The 25,225-nt window shown below is 48.1% G+C and carries 4 protein-coding genes; all 4 read right to left on the bottom strand.

Translation table 11 applies throughout. The annotated features are described in order from the left end of the window. Nucleotides 1–23 precede the first annotated feature (23 nt). The gene (locus ACOMG9_RS16940; RefSeq protein ID WP_448217750.1) at nt 24–5,987 is read right to left on the bottom strand and encodes a coiled-coil domain-containing protein; all 5,964 of its coding nucleotides are present in this window, start codon (nt 5,985–5,987) and stop codon (nt 24–26) included. Nucleotides 5,988–6,074: 87 nt separating this feature from the next. Continuing rightward, nucleotides 6,075–11,411, bottom strand: a complete 5,337-nt coding sequence (locus ACOMG9_RS16935) for a coiled-coil domain-containing protein (RefSeq protein WP_448217749.1) — start codon at nt 11,409–11,411, stop codon at nt 6,075–6,077. A gap of 102 nt (nt 11,412–11,513) precedes the next feature. Beyond that, nucleotides 11,514–17,645 (bottom strand): hypothetical protein, encoded by a 6,132-nt coding sequence (locus tag ACOMG9_RS16930; protein WP_448217748.1) that lies wholly within the window; start codon nt 17,643–17,645, stop codon nt 11,514–11,516. Nucleotides 17,646–17,741: 96 nt separating this feature from the next. Beyond that, complete coding sequence (locus ACOMG9_RS16925) at nt 17,742–25,013, bottom strand: hypothetical protein (RefSeq protein WP_448217747.1); 7,272 nt, start codon at nt 25,011–25,013, stop codon at nt 17,742–17,744. Nucleotides 25,014–25,225: the final 212 nt, after the last annotated feature.

The raw sequence follows: 25,225 nt of genomic DNA, 5'->3' as shown, positions 1-25,225 counted from the left end.
CCTGATTAAGGGGTTTTCATTTGTTATTTGTAGAAGGCTCCCAGAGTGTAGGAGTAAGGAATGCTTTCTGCATGGGAAAACGACCATTTCGGCACATTTTCCCTGAAGTATTTCTCCCAGCTATTCTCAAATAGTTTCATGGTGCGATCACGACGTTCACGAAACTGCAGATAATGTTCGTGTCGAGTCCAGCCATAGATTGTGTTGTTTGCCTTAACACGGCTTGAGTAGTCTTCATCGTTTTCACTGAAACCTTGAGGTGTGGCAATAGTTGTACGTTTTAGATATTCATCTTGCTTTTCACCCGCACCAATCCAGCGATTCATCTTGTCAAGATTACGACCCAGAGGCCCACCCAGCCATTGAGTGAGCAGCTTGTTGTCGTTCATGAAGAAGTCGAAAGTGAGACCCGATGCCAGAGCGAATCCGAAGCTTTGGGCATAGGTAAACCCAGATATAAGGCCATGGGCGTATGCTCCGGCGGTGGCTACCGGACCCAGCACCAGACCGGCTGTGGCCGAGGCCAGCGTTTTCACTTTTTGTGGTGTCGCCCGGTGCAGCAGCGGTACCTGAATCCCTTGCCCGGAACCCATGGATTTCACCATTTCGGGCAGCAGACGGGAAATGCTGCGATACATCTGAGGATTGGCGTTGTACTGTCTGGCAAACAACATGCAGCCGGTTCTCAGCAGAATGACGGAGGAAGCGGCTTTACCCAATGGCATGGCCAGCCCGCCCACTTCAGAAACTTTTTCAATTCCCCTGTGGTAGGCATATTGCCGGGTTCGGTCAGGATCAGGACCAAAGCGTTCCAGCCAGTGCTGGAAAGGTGTGAGCATTCTGTGTAGATAATCACCCCTGTTGGTCAGATCCAGGAGATAGAGAAATGACATGTTGGTGAGGGAAAGCCCGGCAGCCTGTGCGGCGGTATGGGCCGTCAGCAGAGGTTTGTAACTGGAGAAGTACCAGGTGACAGCCTGTGCCAGAAAGGCTGAAGGCTTGACCCAGTATGCATTGAGCTGATACTCAACCACTGCAGCATGAGCCTGCATCAATGTGCCATGGATAGCCCTGATCAGTTCTGATTCAGAGAGTCCGGCAGCGACGGTATAAGGTGTCAGGGTATCCTGAACATTGGTCAGAAAGGCTGCCGTCCTGTGGCCATTGTCAAAGGCAATATCGTCAAGAACGAAGTTGGCAATGACCGCAGCTCCATACTCTTTCATGCCGACAATGGACTCCTTCATAGCTGTCGGGCCAGTTGCAGTCACGGACACTGGTGCAAAGGCTCTCTGGATGAATTCCTCAACACCCTTGTCAGACAGCATCCTTACAACAGCTTTGAAATGAGGCACATTGACGCCGTGTTTGTAGCCAAGGAAATGTTCAAATTGATCTACTGTCTGATAACCGTCGACATCTCTGAAGACTTTTATGTAATTCTCAAGTTCAATCTTGCTGACCAGATCTTCACGCAGCAAAGCGATGATCTTGTTACCACTGGCAGAACGGCTAGCGAAGTATTCCGGGAAGCTTTTCAGGTCCCCTGATTCATGCTCGACGAAGTGAATGGCTGTTTTGCCCATGCTGCGAATTTCGTCGTCGTATTGAAGTGCCCCTTTTTTCATCTCATTCCTGGCTTTGTGCACAAGCCTGAGGATTTTTTTCAGGTTGCTCCGAGGCAGACCTTCTGGAGGCTCGAAAGGGGGTTCCGGAAAGGTCTTTCTGAGTCTCTTGAAAACCTCCGCAACCAGACTGGCCTGTTTAAACGTCAGTGTGTCTCCGACCATTGCCTGCATGCGAATCGATGCAAATTCATCGTCAAAATCCAAACCAGGAAGGCAGGAGATTGTGTTACCGCTTTCTACTGCCAATTCTGCCAGACCCAGCGTGACTTCCAGAGCTTGTTTTTTGAGAGAGTGCTGCTGAACAAAGGCGTCCATCTCTTCCCTGACTATTGCCTGTCTCGGTGTGTACTGGAAGGGACCTCCGTCATTTTTTACAGCTTGCTCTGCAGCATCCAGGACCAGCTTCATCCTCTCAATGCCTGCTTCCCTGGTTTCAATCTCACCTTCCAGTCGGGTCCGCTCCTGAAGCAGTTGCTGGATCTTGCCGCCAGTATCATCATGACCGCCCGGTTGAACCTGTTTGTTTCTCAGGGCATCAACCCGTTGTTCATGAGTGTCGGTGGGTTCTGGCTTAAGATCCGCAGCTTTTTTTGTGAGCTGATTGTACTTTTTCCTGGTCAAAGGCAGTTCACCCTCAAATGCGTGGGGTTCCTCCTGACCATGAATGTTTGTATAGGCTTTATTGGCAGTAAAGTATTCGGCTTCTTCCAGCAAACCGTGCTCACCTGTTATCTGGATGTTCAGAACTTTTGTGGCTCTCTCAAGGACTTCATCCTGCCTTTCTGCACTAAGTCCCTGCAGGAAGTGTTCGATGTCGTTTACTCGCTCGCTGAGGGTTTGTTCATCACCTGTAGCCAGACCCAATAGCTTTTGACGGGCAGCCTCCTGCTCACTTTCAGCTTCTTGCAGTGCCCGCCTGGCTGTAGCCAGCTCACGATCAAGAGCGTACCGGGGTTTTGGTCCCAGGGGAGCCATTTGCCTGTCAAGCTCATCCTCGATGGCTTGGATACGCCCACTAACATCAAGCTGGCCTGCTTTGTAAATCTCAGAACCGACCCGTATGAGTTTATCTATAAGTAGACGGACCTGTTCGTCAATAGTGGCATCATTCTGATAGCCCTCAATGTTGAATCGACGGGCTATTTCATTGTTTAATTCTCTTTTGATACTTTCATCTTCATAGCTTCCGCGTACTACAGCCAATAATTCCCAGGCTACGGTTTTCAGAATTTGCTGCTTCTCAGACAGGCTGATATCTTTTTCAAACTCTACCTGCAGATCATTGGCCAGTTTAGTAGTAAAAGCTTTGCTTTTTTCTATAGCGGCAACGCTTCTGCGAGGGTCGATCTCCAGCTCCCATTCTACGTTCGCAAGATAAGATGACTGTAATTCGTTGACTCGCTCTTCCGATACCTCAACCAGAGACCTGAGGCGCGGATGGATCGATTTGAGTCTGAAATCCCTTCCTCTCTGGTCATCCCGGGTTGTGCCGTAATTCCCCCAGAGGATCTTATCCATCTCATCCAGGTCGTAAGCTGAGATATCATCGCCATCAAGTCTTTTATGAATCCTCTCAAGTCTTGCTGCTTTGTCATCACCTTCATTGCTGTCGATGTTGAATAATTTTTCTGAGGCTTCCAGTACCTTCAGGGCGTTTTCCTCCAGGCGTTCTCTGGCTGCTATGATGTATTTCTGAATGCCTTCGGAGATGATCTGGCGATGAAGATAAACGTCGTCCTCATCATTGAGGCGGTCGTCCTCAAGGACTCTTTCCACTTTTTTCAGTAAGCTGAGTATTTCTGGCCTGGTTTTGGGAGCCAGTGTTCGATCCATTATTTTTTTCAGCCTTGTAAGCTCGTAGAGCGTCATATTTAGTGCCCGTTCCATGGCATCGAGTTCTTCAGCTGTGGTGTTATCATTCAGCTCAACACCAAGAGTAGCTACCAGAACATCTTCATCGCCAGAGTTATAGATGTTGCGATGATCGCTGCTTCTCTGAACTCTCTGAGGCGGCTGTTCCTGCTCAGCATTCATTGTCTCAAGTTGTTGACGCAGACGTGCTTTTTCATCATTCATCGTCTTGATTTTTTGAATCAGGCTTTCATGTTGAACGAAAACATCCGCATCCTTGTCAAAATCCTGAATGTGCAAACGTGCGGCAATGGTCGCATGCTGGGATTTGATTTCAGCTTCTCTTGTAGTATCTGTTCTGAAGCTTCGTTGCTGAAAATGTTGTTGGGCGACCTGAGCTTCTTCTTCTGCAGGGTGTTGTTGAATGGCTTGGTCAGGGGCTTCCAGATCAGCTTCGTTGACGGGGTCCTGACTGATCTGTTCAGCTCTGTGCTGGTCCAACACAGCGTATGATTCTGCTTTTTCTTGCAGATGCTTTTGAATGGACTTAAAGCGCTCAAACAGATCGTTTTCATTGACCGGAGTAATACCGAGCTGGTCTTCAATGGTGGTCAGTTTTGCTTTTACGACGTCTATATTTGACTCTTCTCTTGTCCCGGATGACGTTACCACTGCCTGCAGCAGTTCATAAAATTCTTTTATGTTGACTCTGGCTTCTTCTCCTTCTGTTTTGGCAACATCAGCCTCTTGTTTCAGCCATATAACTTGACTGACTTCACGCCGAATTATCTGATTCTGATTTTCCAGATGTTTCAGCCGTATTCTGAGCAGTTCAAGCCTGTCGTCAAAACGGTGCTTTTCTCTCAGCTTTTCCTGACCACTATGAACAGCAATAGCCATTGTTTCTTTGACTTGTTCATTTGCGCGAAGTAATTTTTCATTTAGCTCGCCGAGTTTAGCCTCTTTTGCCCGCAGCTTCGCCAGATTGTTGTAAAACTCAAGCAGCTGTCTGGTCATCATATCGCTCATGACTTTGGAAGCAAACTTTTCGTTTCCCTCAGAAGTATCGATCTGCGCCTGGTTGATATTGCTGATAGTGGGTATCACATTATGAATGTTCTGCATAAATTGCGCGTTAATCAGAAGGTTCCTGAATACGGGTTGGAAACCGAAGTTTTTTACCAGTTGATTATGCATCCAGGTCGGCGTGATGACTGACGAAACGATTCTGATGTGTTTCAGCGTGAACTCAACTTCGTCTGTTCCATGTGCTCTATTTGTAATGACAGTGTTCAATGCCTGTTGCAGAGATTCATAATATAAAAGCGCAAACGTCGACATTTTATCTTCAATTGAAATGGTCGTTGGTTGATCCGTGTTAACGCCGGAATCGAGCCGCGCAATAAACTTCTCCAGCAGTTCCATCTGCCTGCTTCGAATGATGTACAGGTAGCTTTTGAAATTATCTTTTTTAACTTGTGTTGTTAATGCCGGGGCGGGGCTCTTAATTTCTAACCAGCGTTTATGGAGGCTCTCTACAAAAGCAATATCATGGGGATTCTGCATCTGACCATAGAAAACAATAATCTCTCCCGGAGCTTCCTTTACTTTCAGTATTGGATAACCCGCAGGCACAGGATAAACCTGTTTGTCATCCTCGACATTGACAACATATCCGACGGGTTTGCTGTATGCCAATAGCTCATTAAGAGCCTGCTGTTGTACATCTTGTCCCAGGATATGAACCTGAATATAGGCAGAGGTGGCTGCTGCCAGGAGAGCCTCATCATTGACAAAGAGTGATTGACCCAGACGTTGCAGTTCAGGGGGCTGTTCGCTTGAAGCGATAAGGCTCATGAAGGTACGTCCATTCACTTCAACTTTTTCTGTTTCAATGGTGGCAAGGGCTACATAGTGGTCACTTGTTCCGAGGTTTCCTGCTCTGTTACTGGCAGCTTTCAGTACTCCAGCCAGTTGTCGGGGGCTGGCGACTTTCGTTAACGGTTCCAGTGATTGAATGCCAACTAATTGATCACGAACAGCCGCAACTGAATCCTGATCGGTCATTCCGCCTCTGATTTCAATGACCAGTTCCTTTTCTTCAAGGTTATGAGTGAACCTGAAAACACCCTCATCTGCCACCTTCAGGACTTTGGTGTATTTCACAGCAACGTCCTTCTCACCTGTTTCAAACAGCTCAACACTGGAAACGCCACCATCAACACCAGCAAGAGCGTTAGTAAAGCCCCTGGTATGAGCGAAAGAACTCTTTTTGACTGTCTGATCAGGGTAGGTGGTTGTAAAGGAGTTGGGTACTGGCTGCTGGTCATCGCCTAACGTTGGCTGAACTATGACTTCACTCTGGGTAAATTCCACTTGTCCACTGCAACGAATATCGATAGATTTAGTCTGCAGTTTGCGATCTGTCACAGCCTGTGTGCCAAGGATGGAAGAGCAGATTGCAACGGCCACCGCAAGGCGTAATGCATTCGGGCGAGCATTTGTCATTCTACTACCTCAGAGCTGAGTACTTTTATGACTATGAAAAGCGATGGCCACACCCGGCGGGAAGCAGCTTTTAATTACTTATGGCTGTCAGTGGGTCATGGTTGCAGATTGAAATCCTGATTGAGGGGCATTGCTCTTATCAGGACCGTGAACTTTCTGATTATCGCCCTGTTGCAACTTATAAAAGGCACCCAGAGTGTAGGAGTAAGGAATACTTTTTGCATGGGAAAACGACCATTTCGGTACATTTTCCCTGAAGTATTTCTCCCAGCCATTCTCAAACAGTTTCATAGTGCGATCCCGGCGTTCACGGAACTGCAGATAATGTTCGTGTCGAGTCCAGCCATACATCGTGTTGTTTGCTTTAACACGGCTTGAGTAGTCATCATCGTTTTCACTGAAGCGTTGAGGTGTGGCAACAGTTGTACGTTTCACATATTCATCTTGTGTTTCACCCACACCAATCCAGCGATTAATCTTGTCAAGACTGCGACCCAGAGGCCCACCCAACCACTGAGTAAGCAGTTTGTTGTCGTTCATGAAAAAGTCGAAAGTGAGGCTGGATGCCAGAGCGAATCCGAAGGTTTGAGCGTAGGTAAACCCTGATATAAGACCATGAGCGTATGCTCCGACAGTGGCTACCGGACCCAGCACCAGACCGGCTGTGGCCGAGGCCAGAGTTTTCACTTTTTGTGGTGTTACCCTGTGCAGCAGCGGTACCTGAACCCCCTGCCCGGAACCCATGGATTTCACTATTTCGGGCACCAGGCGGGAAATGCTGCGATACATCTGAGGATTGGCGTGGTACTGTCTGGCAAACAACATGGAGCCGGTTCTGAGTAGAATGACTGCAGAAGCGGCCTTGCCCAATGGCATGGTCAGCCCGCCCACTTCAGAGATTTGTTCAATGCCAGTGTGGTAGGTATATTGCCCGGTTCTGTCAGGATCATCACCGCAGTTTTCCAGCCAGTGCCGGAAAGGTGTGAGTATTCTGTGCAGGTAATCACCCCGGTTGGTCAGATCCAGAAGATAGAGAAACGCCATGTTTGACAGCGACAGATCGGCAGCCTGCCAGGCGCTGTGGGTCGCCAGCAGGGGTTTGTAACTGGAGTAGTACCAGGTGACAGCCTGTACCAGGAAGGCTGAAGGTTTGACCCAGTGATCATTGAGCTGCTGCTCAACCGCTGCGATATGAGCCTGCATTAATGTGTTATGGATAGCCTTGAGCAGGTCTGATTCAGACAGGCCGACAGCATTGGCATAAGGCGTCAGGGTATCCTGGAGATGGGTCAGGAAGGCTGCCGTCCTGTGGCCATTGTCAAAGGCAATATCGTCAAGAACATAGTTGGCGATGACAGCGGCAGCGTACTCTTTCATGCCGTCAACAGATTCTTTCATACCTGCCGGGCCAGACGCAGTGACGGTCACGGGCGTAAAGGCACTTTGCATGAATTCCTCAACACCCTTCTCGGACAGCATCCGGACATCGGCTTTGAAGTCAGGCACATTGACCCCGTGTTTGTAGCCAAGAAAGTGTTCAAAGTCAGCCACTGTCTGATGACCATCGACGTCTCTGACGGCCTTCATGTAGTTCTCAAGTTCAACCTTGCTGATCAATCCTTCACGCAGCAGAGTTATGATCTTGTTACCACTGGCAGAATGGCTGGCGAAGTATTCCGAGAAGCTTTTCAGGTCCTCTGTCTCATACTCGACGTAGTGAATGGCTGTTTTGCCCATGCTGTGAATGGCTTCGTCGTATTGTTGAGCCCCGGTTTGCAGCTCACCCCTGACCCAGTTCACCAGCAGCTGAACTTCTAGCAGGGCAATCATAGGCATAAATGCTATTCGCCCGGGAGGCAGGTGCGCGCAGTTCGTCATCAGGCTCTTGAAGACTTTCACTATCCGACTGGCCCGGGCAAACGTCAGGCCGTCTCCGACCATTGCCCTCAGGCGAACCGGTGCAAATTCATTGTCAAAATCGAAATCCACAAGCGAGGGGCTTGCCTTACCGTTTTCCAGGGCTAATTCTGTCAGACCTATTGCAGCTTCCAGAGCTTGTTTATTGATAGAGTGGTGTTTCATGTAGTTTTGCATATCGCTCAGAAGTTTTACCTGCTTCGGCGTGTACTGGAAGGGGCCGCCGTCATTTTCGACGGCTTTCTCTGCAGTCTTCAGGACTTCCTTCATTCTTTCAATGTCGACTTTCCTGTTTGCTATCTCAGCTGTCAGTTGGGCCCTTTCCCGATTCAGTTGCTGGATCTTGCCGCCAGTTCCATCATGTCCGCCCAGTTGTACCTGTCTGTTTCTCAGGGCATTAATCCGGTCTTCACAGGTCTGAGTGGAGTCAGGTGTAAGCCCCTCAGCTTCTTCAGTGGCATCAAGATCCGCTGCCACTTGTTTGTTACTAATAGCATTCAGTCTTTGATTAGCAGTCTCGAGCTCACTTTCAGCTTTTTGTATTGCCTGTCTGGCCTGAGCCAGCTCACGATCAAGAACGTATCGGGGCCTGGGCCCCAGACGAGCCATTTGCCGGTCAAGCTCATTCTCGATGGCTACAATACGCTCATTAACGTCAGGCTGATCGACATTGAAAACTTCTTTATCCAGCTTTTGGAGTTTTTTTCCAATCAGACGGTTCTGGTCGTCGATAGTGGCATCTTCTTTATAATCCCGGATGTTGAGTTGATGAGCTATTTCATTGTTCCAGACTCTTCTGGCAGCTTCATCATCATAGAGTGCCGCTAATTTTTCGATTAATTCCTGAATTTTGGTTCTCAGGGTAGCCTTCTGATCAGACAGGTCGTCATCCTGATCAAAGGCGACATCAAGCTCTTTGGCCAGTTTGACAGTGAAAGCCTTGCCTCTCTCTTTAGCCGCATCGTTGTCATCAGGGTAGATGCTCAGCTCGTTCTCTATAGCTCCAAGCAAACCTGTCTGTTGTTTTCTGATTTGCATATCCAGGTACGAATCGTCGATTTTATAGTTGAGAATCGCACGAATCTTGGTGAGTTTGAGACTGCTCTCGTCCAGAATTGTGCTGTCTTCTTTACAGAAGGTTTGATGTATCTGATCCAGGGCATTTTCATAGCTATCATCGCCGTCAGGTATTGTATAAATCCGGGCAGGTCTTGCTGCTTTGTCATTCTCTTTATTGAATTTGATGTTGAGTGTTTTTTCTGAGGCTTCCAGCCGGTCGGTCTGTTGTTCAGTGGCTTCGAGTTTATAGACCCACCCCCAGGCCCACGAGATGTCACTTATCTCATTCTCTATCTTATCCAGTATCTCATCTGAGAGAAGATCACTGTTAAGTATTATAAAAACTCTGTTGAGTCTTGTTGCTTTGTCATCCTCTTCGCTGACTTTGAGGTTGAGTTCTTTTTCTACGACTTCCAGTATGTTCCGGGCCCTTTTCTCAGCCAGCCGTCTGGTATTTCTGATGTATTCCTGTATGCCTTTAGAAATGTCCTGGCGACGGAGATACACATCGTCGTCTTGATCAGGGTCACCCCGGTGAAGGACTTTTTCTAAGGCACTCAGCTTCTCAAGTACTTCAGGCCAGGCTTTCGGGTGGCCCGGTGTTCTGATGTCTTCCAGCGCTTCTTCCAGTGCCTTAAGCCTGAAGTGTTTGGTATATAACATTGCTTCCAGGGCAGTGTCATCGGGTGTGCCTGGTGGGCTGTCAGTGCCAGGGACCGTAGTGAGAGCGCTGGTTTTGACCCTGGTGTAAGAATCCTCAGCAAACTCTTGATCGTGCATTGTCTGAACTTCCTGAAGCAGGCGTTGCTTTTGAGCATTCAATGTATTGATTTCTTCAAGCAGTCTTTCTTGCTGAGCATCAACATCTGCATTGCTATCAAAATTCTGAATGTTTAAATGTGCGGCAATGGTTGCATAGTGGGCTTTGATTTTTGCCTGCAGCTCTGCCTGCGTGTTGTCCAACTCAAGGTCCTTACGGACCATGTTAGCAATGACTTTTTTAACTAAGTTTGTGTCTTCGACAAGGGCAAAGCCCCTCATCAGCAGTTCGTTGAGAATGTCTGTACCTCTTTGAACATTGAGAAAAAAATGCCGACTGTTCAGGAGGTCTCTGAGTAGGGGTTTAAAGCTGAAGATTTTTTCGAGTTGAACCAGCATCCAGCCCGGCGTGATGACCGATGTCGTGACTACGATCTGTCCTGCTGTCAATTCGAATTCATCGGTTGCATCCTGACTAACAATGGTTAATACCTGCTGTATAGATTCATAGTATGCAAGTATCGCAAGTTTATCCTGGTCCAGTTCAGCATCCTGTTGTATAGCTAAATTGTCAGCAAATTCCTCAAGCAGCGCCATCTGCGTACTTCGAATGGCGTACTGGTAGCTTTTGACCTTGTCTTTTTTAACCCGTGCAATTTTGTCATTGTCATTGTCATTAGCGTCAGATTGTTCACAGAGGTTATAGAGACATTCCACAAAAGCGACATCAGCCGGATTTTGCTTCTGACCACGGAAAACAATCCTGTCCGCCGTAGCTTCAGTCACCTCCAGTTTCAGATAACCCTCAGGCACAGAGTATACCTGTGTGTTGTCCTCAGCATGGACAACATAGCCGACGGGCTGCTGGTATGACAGCAAATCCTCCAGAATATCCTGTTGTAAATGTTTCCCAAGAATATGAACCTGGGTATAGGCAGAGGTGGCTGCAGCTAAAAGAACCTCATCATTGACAAAGATCGACTGCCCCAGGCGCTGCAGTTCCGGAGGTTGATCACCTGCAGCGATAAGACGCATGAAGGTGCGCCCGTTCACTTCAAATTCGTCCACATCAATGGTGACCAGGTCAACATAGTGATCAGCCTTGCCAAGGTTGCCTGCTCTTTCGTACGCACCCTTGAGCACTCCGGCCAGGTGTGAGGGGCTGGCGATTTTTGTTAACGGTTCCAATGATGGGAGGTCATCTGATTGAGCACGAACAGCCGTAATTGAATCCTGATGAGTCATTCCCTCCCTTACCTCAATGACCAGTTTCTCTCCTGCAAGGTTATGGGTGAACCTGAAGACCCCTTCATCACCGACCTTCAGGACTTTGGTGTATTTCTGAGCAGCGTTGTTGTTGTCTGTTGTAAACAGGTCAACGCTGGAAACGCCACCGCTGATACCTGAGAGAACATCTGTGAAGCCTTCGGAAGGAACCTTATAGCCCCTTCGGATCTGAGTCTGATCAGGGTAGGTGGTTGTAAAGGATTTGGGTAACGGCTGCTGGTCATGACCTAAAGTTGGCTTAACGATGACCTCGCTCTGGACGAACTCCACCTGTTCATTGCCCGGAATATCGATAGATTTTATCTGCAGCCTGCGATCGGCCAGTGCGTCCGTAACAGAGATGGAAGAGCTGATTGCAGCGGCCACTGTCAGGCTCAAGGCATTGGGGCGGACTCTTGTCATTCTACTACCTCAGAGCAGAGTACTTTATTACCCTGAAAAAGTGATGGCTACGCCGGACAGGGAAGCAGCTTTTAATGATCCATAGCCTTCAGTGGCTCATGGTTACAGATAGAGATTTTGATTGGGGGCATTGCTCTTATCATGACCCTGAATTTTTGGATCATCGCCCTGTCGCAACTCATAGAAGGCTCCCAGAGTGTAGGAGTAAGGAATACTTTCTGCATGGGAAAACGACCATTTAGGTACATTTTCTCTGAAGTATTTCTCCCAGCCATTCTCGAATAGCTTCATGGTGCGATCCCGGCGTTCACGGAACTGCAGATAGTTTTCGTGTCGAGTCCAGCCATACAGGGCGTTGTTTGCTTTAACTCGTTTTGCGTAGGCTTCATCGTTTTCATTGAAGCGCTGAGGTGGGGCAATGGCCGACCTTTTTATATATTCATCATCCGTTTCACCCACGCCCAGCCAGCGATTAATCCTGTCAAGACTTCGACCCAGAGGGCCACCCAGCCATTGAGTGAGCATTTTGTTGTCGTTCATAAAAAAGTCGAAAGTGAGACTCGACGCCAGAGCGAATCCGAAGGTCTGGCCATAAGTGAATCCGGATATAAGGCCATAGGCGTATGCTCCGACCGTGGCTACCGGGCCCAGCACCAGTCCCGCTGTGGCAGAGGCCAGAGTTTTCACTTTTTGTGGTGTCACCCTGGGCAGCAGCGGCACCTGAATCCCTGGTCCGGTACTCATGGATTTGACTACTTCGAATGTTTGGGCATGGGTAAAGCCGGGTAAAAGTCCTTGGACGTGTATTCCCAAGGTGGCTGCCGGGCCCAGCACCAGGCCGGCTGTTGAGGCCAGGGTTTTCACTACTTGTGGTGTAACCCTGTGCAGCTGCGGCAACTGAATCCTTTGTCCGGAACCCATGGATTTGACTATTTCTGGCAACAGACGGGACATGCTGCGATACATCTGCGGGTTGGCGTTGTACTGTCTGGCAAAGAGTATGGAGCCGGTTTTCAGCAGAATGACTGAAGAGGCGGCCTTACCCAATGGCATGGCCAGCCCGCCCACTTCAGAAACTTTTTCAATTCCGCTGTGGTAGGCATATTGCACGGTTCGGTCAGAATCAACACCGACGCGTTCCAGCCAGTGCTGGAAAGGTATGAGCATCCGGTGCAGATAATCACCCCGGTTGGTCAGATCCAGAAGATAGAGGAATGACATGTTCAAGAGAGACTGCTCGGCAGCCTGCACTGTGGTATGGGTCACCAGCAGAGGTTTGAAGCTGGAGTAGTACCAGGTGACGGCCTGTACCAGAAAGGCTGAAGGTTTGCCCCAGTAGTTGTTGAGCTGATACTCAACCGCTGCGCCATGAGCCTGCATCAATGTGCCATGGATAGCCTTGATCAATTCGGTTTCAGAGAGTCCGGCAGCATTGGCATAAGGAGTCAGGGTATCCTGAACATTGGTCAGAAAGGCTGCCGTTCTGCGGCCATTGTCAAAGGCAATATCGTCAAGAACATAGTTGGCGATGACAGCAGCGGCATACTCTTTCATGCCGTCAACAGACTCTTTAATGCCCGCCGGGCCAGTCCTGGTCACGGTCACAGGGGTAAAGACGCTTTGCATGAATTCCTCTGCACCCTTGTCGGACAGCATATGGACAATGGTGTTGAACAGAGGCAAATTGACACGGTGTCTGTAGTAAAGGAAGAATTCAAACTCAGCCGCTCTGTGAAAACCTCTGGCGGCCCCCATATCGGCACTTCTGACGGCCTTTACGTAGTTTTCAAGTTCAACCTTGCTGATCAGACCTTCACGCAGCAGAGTTATGATCTTGTTACAATTGGCGGAATGGGCAGCCAGGTATTGCGAAAAGTCTTTCAGGTCACCTGGTATGTGCTCGACATAGTGAATGGCTCTTTGACCCATGCCGTTCACTTCGTCATCGTATTGTTGGGCCCCTTTTCCCAACTGACTCCTGGTCACGCAAACAAGCATGTAGATTTGTGCCATGATATTCACAGGCTGATCTTCTTCAGACCAGAAAGGGGGGTCCGGGAAGCTCGTCTTCAGGCTCTTGAAGACTTCTACAATCCGACTGGCCTGATTAAAAGACAGATTGTCGCCAACCAGCATCCGCAAATGAACGGTTGCCAATTCATCGTCAAAATCGAAAGTCGTAATCCAGGAGATTTCATTATCGCTCTTCACTGCCAGTTCTGCCAAACCCAGCGCGGCTTCCAGAGCTTGTTGTTTGAGAGCGTTATGCTGCGTGAAATCGTCTATGACGGCCCGTACTCTTGCCTGTTCCGGCGTGTACTGGAAGGGACCGCCGTCATTTTCGACGGCTGTCTCTGCCGTCTTCAGGGCTTTCTTCATTGACTCAATGTCAGCTTTCCTGGTTTCAATCTGAGCTTCCAGATAATCTCTTTCCTGAACCAGTTGCCCAATCTTGCCGCCAGTACCATCATTCCCGCCCAGTTTTAGCTGCCTGTTTCTCAGGGCATCAACCCGGTCTTGACAGGTGTCAGTGGAGTCTGGTGTAAGACCCATGGCTTCTTCAGCGGCTTCAAGAAGCGCCTCATGCTCCGGGTCTTGTTTTACATTGGCTACATCTCTGCTTTTCCTGTCATGCTCACGCAGGAATTCCGTGACCTGATTGTAATTTTTCCTTGCCAGAGGCAGTTCACCCTGTGCTTCCCCGGGGATATCGCTTTCGTCCAGACCCTTAATTGCCTGATTGAGGACCCTGTTGTCATCCTCCGAGGTATGCTGGAGGTCAGCACGGTTCCCCGCAAATGCCGCACGTTTGCCACAAAGCATATTCAGTTGCTTATAAACACCCGTCAGATCACTTTCAGCTTCTTTCAGTGCTCGTCTGGCAGTGGCTAGCTCACGATCAAGAACGAATCGGGGTTTGGGACCCAGGCGAGCCATTTGCCTGTCAAGTTCATTTTCGATGTCTGCAATGCGCTCATTAATGTCGGGCTGATCGGCATTGAAAACGTCTTCATCGAGCTGTTGGAGTGTTGTTTCAATCAGACTGTTCTGGTCGTCGATAGTGGCATCTTCTTTATAATCCTCAATGTTGAGTTGATGAGCCACTTCATTGTTTCTGGCTCTTCTGACAGCTTCATCGTCGCAGGCTTCATGTAGCTCATCCATTAATGCCTGAATTTTGCCTCTCAGAGCATCCTTCCGGGCAGGCAGGTTGTCATCCTCTGCAAAAGCTACCTTCAGATCACTGGCCAGTTTAGTAGTGAAAGCCTTGCCTCTTTCTTTGGCAGCAAGGTTTTCATGAGGATTGATACTCAGCTTGAACTCTATAGCATCAAGCATACTTGCCTGTTGATCTCTGGCTTGCTTATCCAGACACGAATCTTTGGTTTTATAGGTAAGAATCGCACTAAGCTTTTTGACTACGAGCTCCCTTGGGTTAAGAGCTTCGCTGTCTTTTTGCCAGAGGGTATCATCTATTTCTTCCATCATGTATTCAGAGGTCAAGTCTTTGTCAAGTACTTCACGAACCCAGGCCAGTCTTGCTGCCAGGTCTTTCTCTTCTTCCCATGGGATGCGGAGTATTGCTTCTACTTCTTTCAGCAGATCGAGCTGTTGTTTTCCGGTCGGGTTATCCGGGTCGGAGTCTTCGAATTTATGATGAAGGTAAGCATGCAGCTTGATGCGTATGAGATCATCCCAATCCAGAGCTCTGCTTTCATAGGCCCAGAGGGTGCCATCCAGCTCATCCAGTATCTCAGCCAGTGTGTTGTCTGAGAGATCAGCGTTGTTAAGTATTTTAAGAATCCGGGTGAGTCTTGTTGTTTTGTTATCCTCTTCATTGAGGTTGATACTGAGTTCTGCTTCTACGTCTTCCAGTATCCTATATGCTACAAACTCTGCATATTCTCTGGCGTCTCTGATGTATGCCCGCATGTGATCGGAAATGTCCCAGCGTTGGATGTGCAGGTCTTCGTTCCGATTACTTACACTTTGCCGCAGAACTTTTAGTACGGCATTCAGAGTCTTAATTACTTCAGGCCTGATTTTGGGGTGGCCGGGTGTTTTGAAGTCAGCCAGTTCTTCTTCCAGCTCTGCAAGCCTGAAGAGCCTGGTGTATACCATTTTTTCCAGGACATCGTCTTCTGGTATGCTGCCGTCACCTGGCTCAATACCAAGAACTGCTGCCAGAGCACCTTTTTTGGCCCTGGCGTGAGCATTCTCTGCATTAAGTTCAACATCCACCGTCTGAGGCTTCTGAAAAAGACTTTCCTGTTCACGAATCAGTTGTTTTTTTTGATCATCCAATGCCTTAATTTTCTGAAGCAAATGTTTTTCCTGATTATTGATATCATCATTGCTATCAAAATCCTGAATGTTTAAATATGAGGCAATGGTTGCATAGCGGGCTTTGATCGCAGCTGCTATTTCAGGCTTTTCTGTTGTGGCCACCGCTAGATTGGTTCCATGAGTTCTTATACTGGTGAGTCTGGCTTGTTTTGCTGGTGGCGGGCTATCATCAGAGTCACCAATGTCGGATTCTGCTAATCGTTCCGTGTTGTCAATGTATGGGGCTTTTGACCCGGCATCACGAGGTTGTTTCACCGGCCCCGGGGTTCGTTTTACTGTCAGGGTTTGCCTGTTGTTGGCAATCGCTGCTGCGGTTGCGCGATCTGATGATCTGCTTATCCCGGTGAGTCCGGCCTCTTTATGCTGTAGCTTTTCCCGCAGGCTTTCTATCTCAAGCAGCTTCCCGGTAAGGTCAGCAACGACTTTGGAAGTAAAGCTTTTGTCTTTGCTAAAAGTATCGCTAAACGTTTTGGTGACAATGGGTATAACCTGGTGAAGATTCTGAACAAAATGCCGGTTAGTCAGGAGATTTCTAAGTACGGGTTTGAAGCCGAAGTATTCTGCGAGTTGAAGATGGATCCAGGTTGGCGTGATAAACGACGAAGCGAATCTGAGGTGGGGTATTGTCAATTCAAATTCATCTGCTCCGTCCAAAGTAGCAGAGGTCAAAGCCTGCTGAAGATATTCATAGTATGCAAGCATCGACAGCTTACCATCGTATTCAAACGTCGTTTGTCCGGCATTGTCAGGTCCGTAATTGTGCTGTGCAGCCAGCTCCTCAAGGAGAGCCATCTGCTTGCTCCGAATGATGTACCGGTAGCTTTCGATTCTGTCTTTTTTAACCTGCGCTGTTGCTTCAGGAGGGGGGGCATTGTTATTAAATTCTCTCTTCCAGATGTCAGAGAGAGCTTTCACAAAAGTGACATCGGCCGGGTTCTGCTTCTGACCACGGAAAACAATAGTGTCTCCCGTGGCCTCAGTCACTTCCAGTATTGGATAATTCTCAGGCACAGGATAAGCCTGTGTGTCTTCCTCGACGTGTACAACATAGCCGACGGGTTTGTTGTGTGCTAATAGTTCATTAAGAGCCTGCTGTTGTAAGTTCTCTCCCAGGACATGAACCTGGATATAGGCAGAAGCGGCTGCTGTCAGGAGAACATCGTCGTTGACAAAGAGTGATTGACCCATACTTTGCACTTCAGGGGGGCGATCGCCCGAAGCGATAAGACCCATGAAGGTGCGCCCATTTACTTCAACTTTTTCTACTTCAACGGTGGCAAGGGCAACATAGTGATCACTTTTGCCAAGGCTTCCCTCTCTGTCGTCGGCACCTTCCAGTAAAAAAGCCAGCTGTATGGGGCTGGCGATTTTCGTTAACGGTTCTAATGATTGAAGGCTGCCCAATTGATCACGAACAGCCTTGACTGAATCCTGATCGGTCATTCCGCCTCTGACTTCAATGACCAACTTCTTTTCTTCAAGGTTATGGGTGAACCTGAAGACTCCTTCATCACCTACCTCCAGGACTTTGGTGTATTTCTGAGCAACGTTATTCTCGTCTGTTTCAAACTGATCAACACTGTAGACGCCACTACCAATGCCAGAAAGAACTCTTGTCAAGCTTAAGCAGGGATGGACATAGTCTTCACTTTCCTGAGGCTGATAAGGGTAGATGGTGGTAAAAGATTTGGGTATTGGCTGTTCGTCATGACCTATAGTTCGCAGAACAATAACCTCACTCTGGGTAAACTCCACATGACCATTGCCCGTAACATCGACAGATTTTGTCAGCAGCCTGCGATCGGCCAATACCTGTGGACCAACGAGAGACGAGCTGATTGCAACGGCCACTGCAAGGCTTAACGCATTGTGATGAGCATTTGTCATTCTGCTACCTCAGAGGTGAGTACTTTTTATTAGCGTGAAAAATGATTGCCACACCAGGCGAGGGAGCAACTTACAAACGCTCATTGCTCTCAGTCGCTAATGGATGTCAATTGCCTTGATTCGCTTCAGGCTCTTTGAGGTCTTTGTGGGCTCAGAAGAAAAGGTTGCATCCGGTGCCAACTTCTGATTATCGCCCCGTTGCCATTCGTACAAGGCTCCAAGAGTGTAGAAGTAAGGAAAACTTTCTGCATGGGAGAATGACCATTTAGGCACATATTCCCTGAAGTATTTCTCCCAGCTGTTCTCGAACATCTTCATGGTGCGATCACGGCGTTCACGAAATTGCAGATAATTTTCGTGTCGCGTCCAGCCCAACATATTGTTGCTTGCTTTAACACGGGTTGCATACTCTTCGTCGGATTCACTGAAGCCCTGAGGTGAAACGACGGCGGTCCGTTTCACATATTCATCGTCTGTTTCACCCACGCCCTGCCAGCGATTAATTTTGTCAAGACTACGTCCCAGGGGGCCAGCCAGCCATTGGGTGAGCATCTTGTTGTCGTTCATAAAAAAGTCGTAAGTGAGACTGGTTACCAGAGCGAAACCGAATGTCTGGGCATAGGTAAATCCAGATACAAGACCGTGGGCGTATGATCCGACAGTGGCTACCGGACCCAACACCAGACCGGCGGTGGCAGAGGCCAGAGTTTTCACTTTTTGTGGTGTTACCCGGTGCAGCAGTGGTACCTGTATCCCTCCAGAATTCATGGATTGCACTATTTCGGGCACCAGATGGGTAATACTACGATAGCTATGAGGATTGGCGTTGTACTGTCTGGCAAACAGCATGGAGCTGGTTCTCAGCAGAATGACTGAGGAAGCGGCCTTGCCCAATGGCATGGCCAGCCCGCCTGCTTCAGAGATTTGTTCAATTCCATTGTGGCAGGCAGATTGGCCGGTTCGGTCAGGATCAATACCGTAGTGATCCATCCAGTTTTGAAAAGGTGTCAGCATCCGGTGCAGGTAATCTCCCCTGTTGGTCAGATCCAGAAGATAAAGGAACGACAGGTTTGAGAGGGACAGCCCGATGGCCTCCCAGGCAGTATGAGCTACCAGTAAGGGTTTATAGCTGGAGTAGTACCATGTGACAGCCTGTGCCAGGGAGGCTGAAGGTTTGATCCAGTAATCCTTTAGCTGCTGCTCAACCGCAGTGGCATGAGCCTGCATCAATAGGTCATGGAAAATCTTGATCCGGTCTGATTCAGACAGGCCGACAGCATTGGCATAAGGTGTCAGGGTATCCTGAACGTGGGTCAGGAATGCTGCCGTCTTTCGGCCATTTTCAAAGGCAATATCGTCAAGAACATAGTTGGCGATAACAGCTGCAGTGTAATCTGTTACGCCGGCAACCGACTCTTTTATACCTGTCGGGCCCGTTGCAGCCACAACCACAGGAGTAAAGGCATTTTGTATGAGTTCTTCAACAGCCTTGTCGGGCAGCATCCGGACAATCTTCCAGAATTCTATTGCATGCACCCCGTGTTTATAACCAAGGAAATGTTCAAATTCAGCCACTGTCTGATAACCATCGACACCTCTGGCGGCTTTGATATAACTCTCTAATTCAATCTTGCTGATCAGTCCTTCACGCAGCAGACTTATGATCTTTTTGCCATTGGCGGTGTCGGTTGAGAAGTACTCCGAGATGCTTTTCTGGTCCTCTGCTGAATGCTCAACCAAGTGAATGCCCGCTGAGCCTATGCCGTGAATTGCGTTGTCGTATTCTTGGGTCCCTCTTCCCATCTCATTGATGACCTTCTGCGTCAGAGTCTGAATTTCATCCATGGTATTCAGACGATGAATTTGATTTTCTAATAAAGACTCGTAGGGATATATCCGGAAGACCGTCTTCAGGTTCTGGAAGACTTCCACAATACGACGAGCCTGATTAATCGTCACACCGAACATTGCATGCAGGCGAATCGGTGCAAATTCATCGTACAAGTTAAAAATCGGTACGATGGTACTTAGTTTGCCTCTTGCTGCTGCTAATTGTGCCAGACCTATTGCGGCTTCCAGCGCTTGTTTTTTCAGAGGGTGCTGCCGACTGAATTTGCGGATAGCGTCCAGAGCTTCTGCCTCACCCGGCGTATACTGGAAGGGACTGTACCGGAAGGGACAGCCATCATTTTCGGCGGCTTTCTCGTCGGCCTTCAGCGCTTCCTCCATTCCCTCAATATCTGCTTTTCCGGATTCAATTTCACCTTCCTGACGGGCTATTTCGTACTCTTGCAAGGTTTTACTCTTCTCATTGATGTCACCGTTCATTACCCGATAGAGAGCCGTGTCGTCTTCATTGTCAGGAAGGGTATTCAGTTTGCGATGAACATCTGCCAGCTCACTTTCAGCTTCTTTTACTTCTCGTCTGGCTGTGGCTAAGTCACGATCAGGAACGTATCGGGATTCACCCAGGCCAGCCATTTGCCTGTCAAGTTCATCTTCAATGGCTGCGATACGATCATAAATTTTAGGCCGACCCACTATGTCAACTTCTTCATCCAGCTCCTGAAGGGTTTTTTCAATAAGACTGATCTGATCCTCTAAAGGGGCATCATCCTTATAGCCCTCAATGTCAAGTTGCCGAGCGATTTCATTGTTTGCATCTCTGGTGAGCTCTTCAGTGTCGTAATGGTCGTTTACTTTTTCCCTTAATGCCTGAATTTTGTTACTTAGAGCATACTTCTGGTCATTCAGGCTGGCGCCTTTTTCAAACTCTACATCCAGATCCAATGCCAGTTCAGCGGCAAAACCCCTGCCTCTTTCTTTCGCAGAAGGGTTTTCACTGGTGTCGATGTTCAGCTCGTCTTCTACAGCTTCAAGCATCTTTCTCTGTTGCTTTGTGACCTGCCCATCGACATCCGGGGTTTCGACATGAAAGGTAATAAATTTTTGAAGTATCTCAATTTTTTTTGCGATGTGGTATCCAAGTGAGCTTTCTATTTTCCAGATAACAGCGTCTATCTCATTCAGCATGGATTCTGAGACATCACCGCTTTTTAGCTTTCTGCGAACCCTCTCGAGCCTCGTTGTTTTGAGATCATCCTGGTTGATTTCGAGTTTGAATATTTCTTCTACTGTTTCCAGTATTTCCAGAGCCTCCTTCTCTGCATTCTTCCCGGCTTCTGCAATGTATGTGTGAATTTCTTCAGAAATGGCGTTACGGCGGTTATAGACATCGTCCTCGCGATCCTGGTGATCCAACTCCAGGGCTTTTTCTATGGCCGCAAGTTTTTCTTTGAAAGCTTCTTCTCCGGGCTGACCTGTTGCGGCAACCGATGTTGCGGCAATCGATGTTGCGGCATTCGATGTTGCGGCAAGGGGTTGCTCGACTTCGTGGACTTTCTGACTGATAAGTCTGGCTTGTTCTTCGGGTGGCTGGGTATTATCCCGGTCATCAATACCAGGCGCCGCTGCCATTCGAGTGTTGTAATCCTCTCTGGCGGCGGCTAAGACTTCACGAACTTCTTTTCTCACAATTTGATTTCGTTCAATCTCTACCTGAAGGCTCAGTATCGAGTTTTTCCGTTTTGCCAGCTCTATTTCGGTCTGAGCGTCTTGCATCCTTATGTGTTCCCGAACTGCACGGCAACGAAATTCCAGGGTCTTTTTACTATCCGGGACCAGACCGAGCCGACGTTCAATGACACTCAGACTATTCTGGATTTCCTGATCGGTTCGTTCTTCCTTTTGTTGCATGTGTTGTTGAATGGACTGAAGAATAACCGGATCGTCTTCATTAACCGAAATAATATCTCGCTTGCCTATAATGACCGTCGGTTTTACGTTTACAGCTTCTTTGTCAGGCTGCTCTGTTGCTGCAACCCATTGCTTGATTTCAACAATTTTATTTCTGATGAGTCTGGCTTGTTCTTCGACTGGCTGGGCATCATCCCAGTTGTCAATACCAAGCTCTGCTGCCATTTGAGCATTGCGAACCTTTGTGGCACCTGTTCTGGCATCATGGACTTGTTGTGCCAGAGATGGAACTTGTCCTGCTTCCTGCTGAAGTTTCTGTAACCAGTCTTTCTGTAACCAGCTTTTCTGTGCTTCCTGCTCTTGTTGATTCTGAAAATGTTGTTGAAAGACCTCACGTCCCTGCTGCTTAAGGCGCTTCAGAATGGCCCGGCGACGGGCTTCAAGATTATCCTGATGGTTCGGAACCAGGCCGAGCTGTCCTTCAAAGGTAGCCAGTTTTTCCCGGACTGCTGCTGAGTTTTTCTTCAGCTGATTATGAATGAAAAGAAGGCTACCCAGATCGTCTTCATTGACCAAAATAAGAGAGTGCTTGTCTCCAATGGTGGCCGGTTTTGCTTTTACAGCCTCTTTATCAGACTTTGCTGTTGCGGCATGTGTTTTAGCTTCCGCTTGCCTGATTTTACGAATTTTTCTACTGATGCGTCTGGCTTGTTCTTCGGCTGGCTGGGTATCATCCCAGTTATCAATATCAAGCTCTGTTGCCATTTGAGCGTTGCGAACTTTTGTGGCATCTGCTCTGGCGTCATGAATTTTTTGTTCCAGCTTTGGAGTTCGTTTGGGTTCCCGCTGAAGTTTCTCAGTGGTGCTTTGTTGTCGAAGAGGTTGTCGAAGAGGTTGTTGTTCAGTCTCCGCTTCCTGCTCTTCAAGGTGTTGCAGAATGGCCTGACAACGAGCTTCCGTATCTTCATCGCAATCCGGGACCAGACTGAGCTTATCTTCAATGTATGACAGACTATTCTGGATTTTTCGATCGGTTAGTTTTGCCTTTTGTTGCAGGTGCTGTTGAATGAAATGATAGCGGGCATCCAGATCGTTTTCATTTTTTGGAGTAATGTTGTGCATGCTTTCGATGGTCGCCAGTTTTTCTTTTGCAGCCTCTTTCTGGTGCTGTCCTGTTGCGGCAGTCGAGTGCTTGATTTCATAAAGCTTTTGGCTGATGAGTCTGGTTTGTTCTTCCAGCGGCAGGGTAACATCCCAGTTATCAATGCCAAGCTCTGCTGCCAGTTGAGTGTTGTAATGTTGACTGTCTGCAGCTATTGATTCACGAACCTCTTTCTTCTGTATTGGTATTCGCTCGACTTCTTTGCGCACAATTTTCCGTGCTCGGCTTTTCGCTTTTTTCAGATCTTCCTCCAGGTTTTGAATATCCTGAACACGTTCTTGCTCAAGATAGGCTTCCAGCTTCTCAAGGTGCTGGGGAAGGTATTGGTAATCGGCTTCAAGCTCATCTTCGTTTTTCGGAACCAGACCGAGCTTACTTTCTACGATAGCCAGTCTTTTCCGGACTTGTTCATCGGTGACTTCTCTGTTTTGTCGCAGCAGCTGTTGAATGTACTGAAGGTAACCCAGACTGAATTCTTTGACCGAATCAACACCTCGCTCACGTTCAGTGGCCGCCGGTTTTGCTTTTACAGTTTTGTCATCAGACTGACCTGTTGCGGTAAATATTGCGACAACCCATCGATTGATTTTACCAATTTCTTTTGCAATGATCCTGAGTTGTTCTTCGTTTGGCTTGGTATCATCCCAGTTATCGATACCAAGTTCTTTTGCCATTTGAGCACTGCGAGCTATTCTGGCTCTTATTCTGGCGCCATGAGTTTTTATTGACTGCTCTGGATTACATTCGACTTCCTGTTCAAGCTTCTGCATCAATTTTTTCTCTTGTGCCCGCTCTTGACGAAGTTGTATAAGCTCCTTGTTAATTTGTTGTTTGAGTTGATCTGCTCTGAGTCTCCCTCTTTCACTGATAGTGTCTTTCTGCGTTTCGAGATTTATCTCTTTTCTAAGATGCCTGAGACTGAGTTCTTTTATTAGCAAGAATACCTGCTTATCATCCATCTCATTCATCTGTCTGGATATGTCGCTTATGGGTTTGGAAGTAAGCTTTTCTATGACTTCAAGAGTATCGTCCTGCAGCTGATTAAGATAACTGTCATCCACTATCTCTTCCTGAATAGTCTGAATAAAGAGTGGGTTAGTCAGAAGATTTCTAAGTGCAGGTTTGAAGCTGAAGCGTTTTTCGAGCCGATTAAGCACCCAGGTCGATGTGAGGACCGGGAAAGCGTCTTCGATCTGTTCTACTGTGAGTTCAAATTCATCTGCTCCATCTGAAGTTGCACTGGTCAATGCCTGCTCAAGATATTCATAGTGTATCAGTGTCCACAGATCCTCTTCGTATTGAAGCGTCGCTTGGCTATCTTCTTCAGTATGTAGCTCTACAGCCAAATTCTCCAGCAGTGCCATCTGCCTGCTTCGGATGGTGTGCTGGTAGCCTTTGACCTTATCTTTTTTGATTTGTGCTTTTGCTGCAGAGAGGGGATTACGGGCCTCTTCCGCCCACATGTTATAGAGCTCCTCCACAAAAGCGACATCGGCCGGGTTTTGCTTCTGACCACGGAAAACAATAACTTCTCCCGGAGTCTCAGTCACTTCCAGTCTTGGGTAGCCTACAGGCACAGGATAAGCTTGTGCATCATCCTCGACGTGGACAACATAGCCAACGGGTTGATGACAGTGCAATAGATCGTTCAGGGCTTCCTGTTGTAAATCTTCCTCCATTACATGAACCTGGGTATAGGCAGAGGTAGCTGCTGCGAAAAGCACTTCATCATTGACAAAGAGCGATTGACCCAGGCGCACTAAATCAGGAGGCTGATCGTTGGCAGCGATAAGACGCATGAAAGTACGCCCTTTCACATTCACTTCATCTACTTCAATAGTGGCAAGGGCAACATAGTTATCCATTTCGCCAAGTTGTCCCGCTCTTTCGTGCGCACCTTTCAGCACTCTGGCCAGTTGTTCGGGGCTGGCAACTTTCGTTAAGGGTTCTAATGACTGGAGGTCGCCTACTTGATTTCGAACTGCTGCAATTGAATCCTGATCGGTCATTCCGTTTCTGACTTCAATGACCAGTGCCTTTTCTGCCAGGTTATGGGTGAACCTGAATATCCCCTCATTACCTATCTTGAGAACTTTGGTGTATTTCTGAGCAACGTCCTTCTCGTCTGTTTCAAACAGATCAACACTGGAAGCGCCGCCAATGCCAGACAGAGTGTCTGTGAAGCCTTCAGAAGGCAGTTCGTAGTCTGCTCTGACCTGAGTCTGATCAGGGTAGGTGGTTGTGCAGGATTTGGGTATTGGTTGCTGGTCATTGTCCAAAGTTTGCTTAACTATGACTTCGCTCCGGGTATACTCTGTATGTCCTTTGTTCAGAATATCAGCGGATTTTGTCTGCAGTTTGCGCTCGGCCATTGCGTCTGTGGCCATGATGGAAGAGCTGATTGCAACGGCCACTGCAAAGCTTAATGCATTGGGGCGAGTATTTGCCATTCTACTACCTCAGAGCTGAGTACTTTTATCGCCGTGAAAGGTGACGCACACCCGGAGCGGGGAAACCTTTTCTAATCGCTTATGGTCAGTCGCTCATCGCTGTTTCGATAAGCCGTTGAGAGAATCTAGTTCACAGTGGCAAATCTGGTAAGCTGCTTGGTAGAATTGATTGGTTTTTTCAGGGAAGGAATACCTCCATACTTTCTGACAGG

The organism is Endozoicomonas sp. PH6C (assembly GCF_059322965.1).
Note: the sequence above shows the minus strand (reverse complement) of the source record. Positions and strands in the feature narration are given on the sequence as shown.

Bases quoted from the DNA above. Each gene is read 5' to 3' on its own strand.
- ACOMG9_RS16930 (WP_448217748.1), bottom strand. From the start codon at position 17,645: ATGACAAATGCTCATCACAATGCGTTAAGCCTTGCAGTGGCCGTTGCA.
- ACOMG9_RS16935 (WP_448217749.1), bottom strand. From the start codon at position 11,411: ATGACAAGAGTCCGCCCCAATGCCTTGAGCCTGACAGTGGCCGCTGCA.
- ACOMG9_RS16940 (WP_448217750.1), bottom strand. From the start codon at position 5,987: ATGACAAATGCTCGCCCGAATGCATTACGCCTTGCGGTGGCCGTTGCA.
- ACOMG9_RS16925 (WP_448217747.1), bottom strand. From the start codon at position 25,013: ATGGCAAATACTCGCCCCAATGCATTAAGCTTTGCAGTGGCCGTTGCA.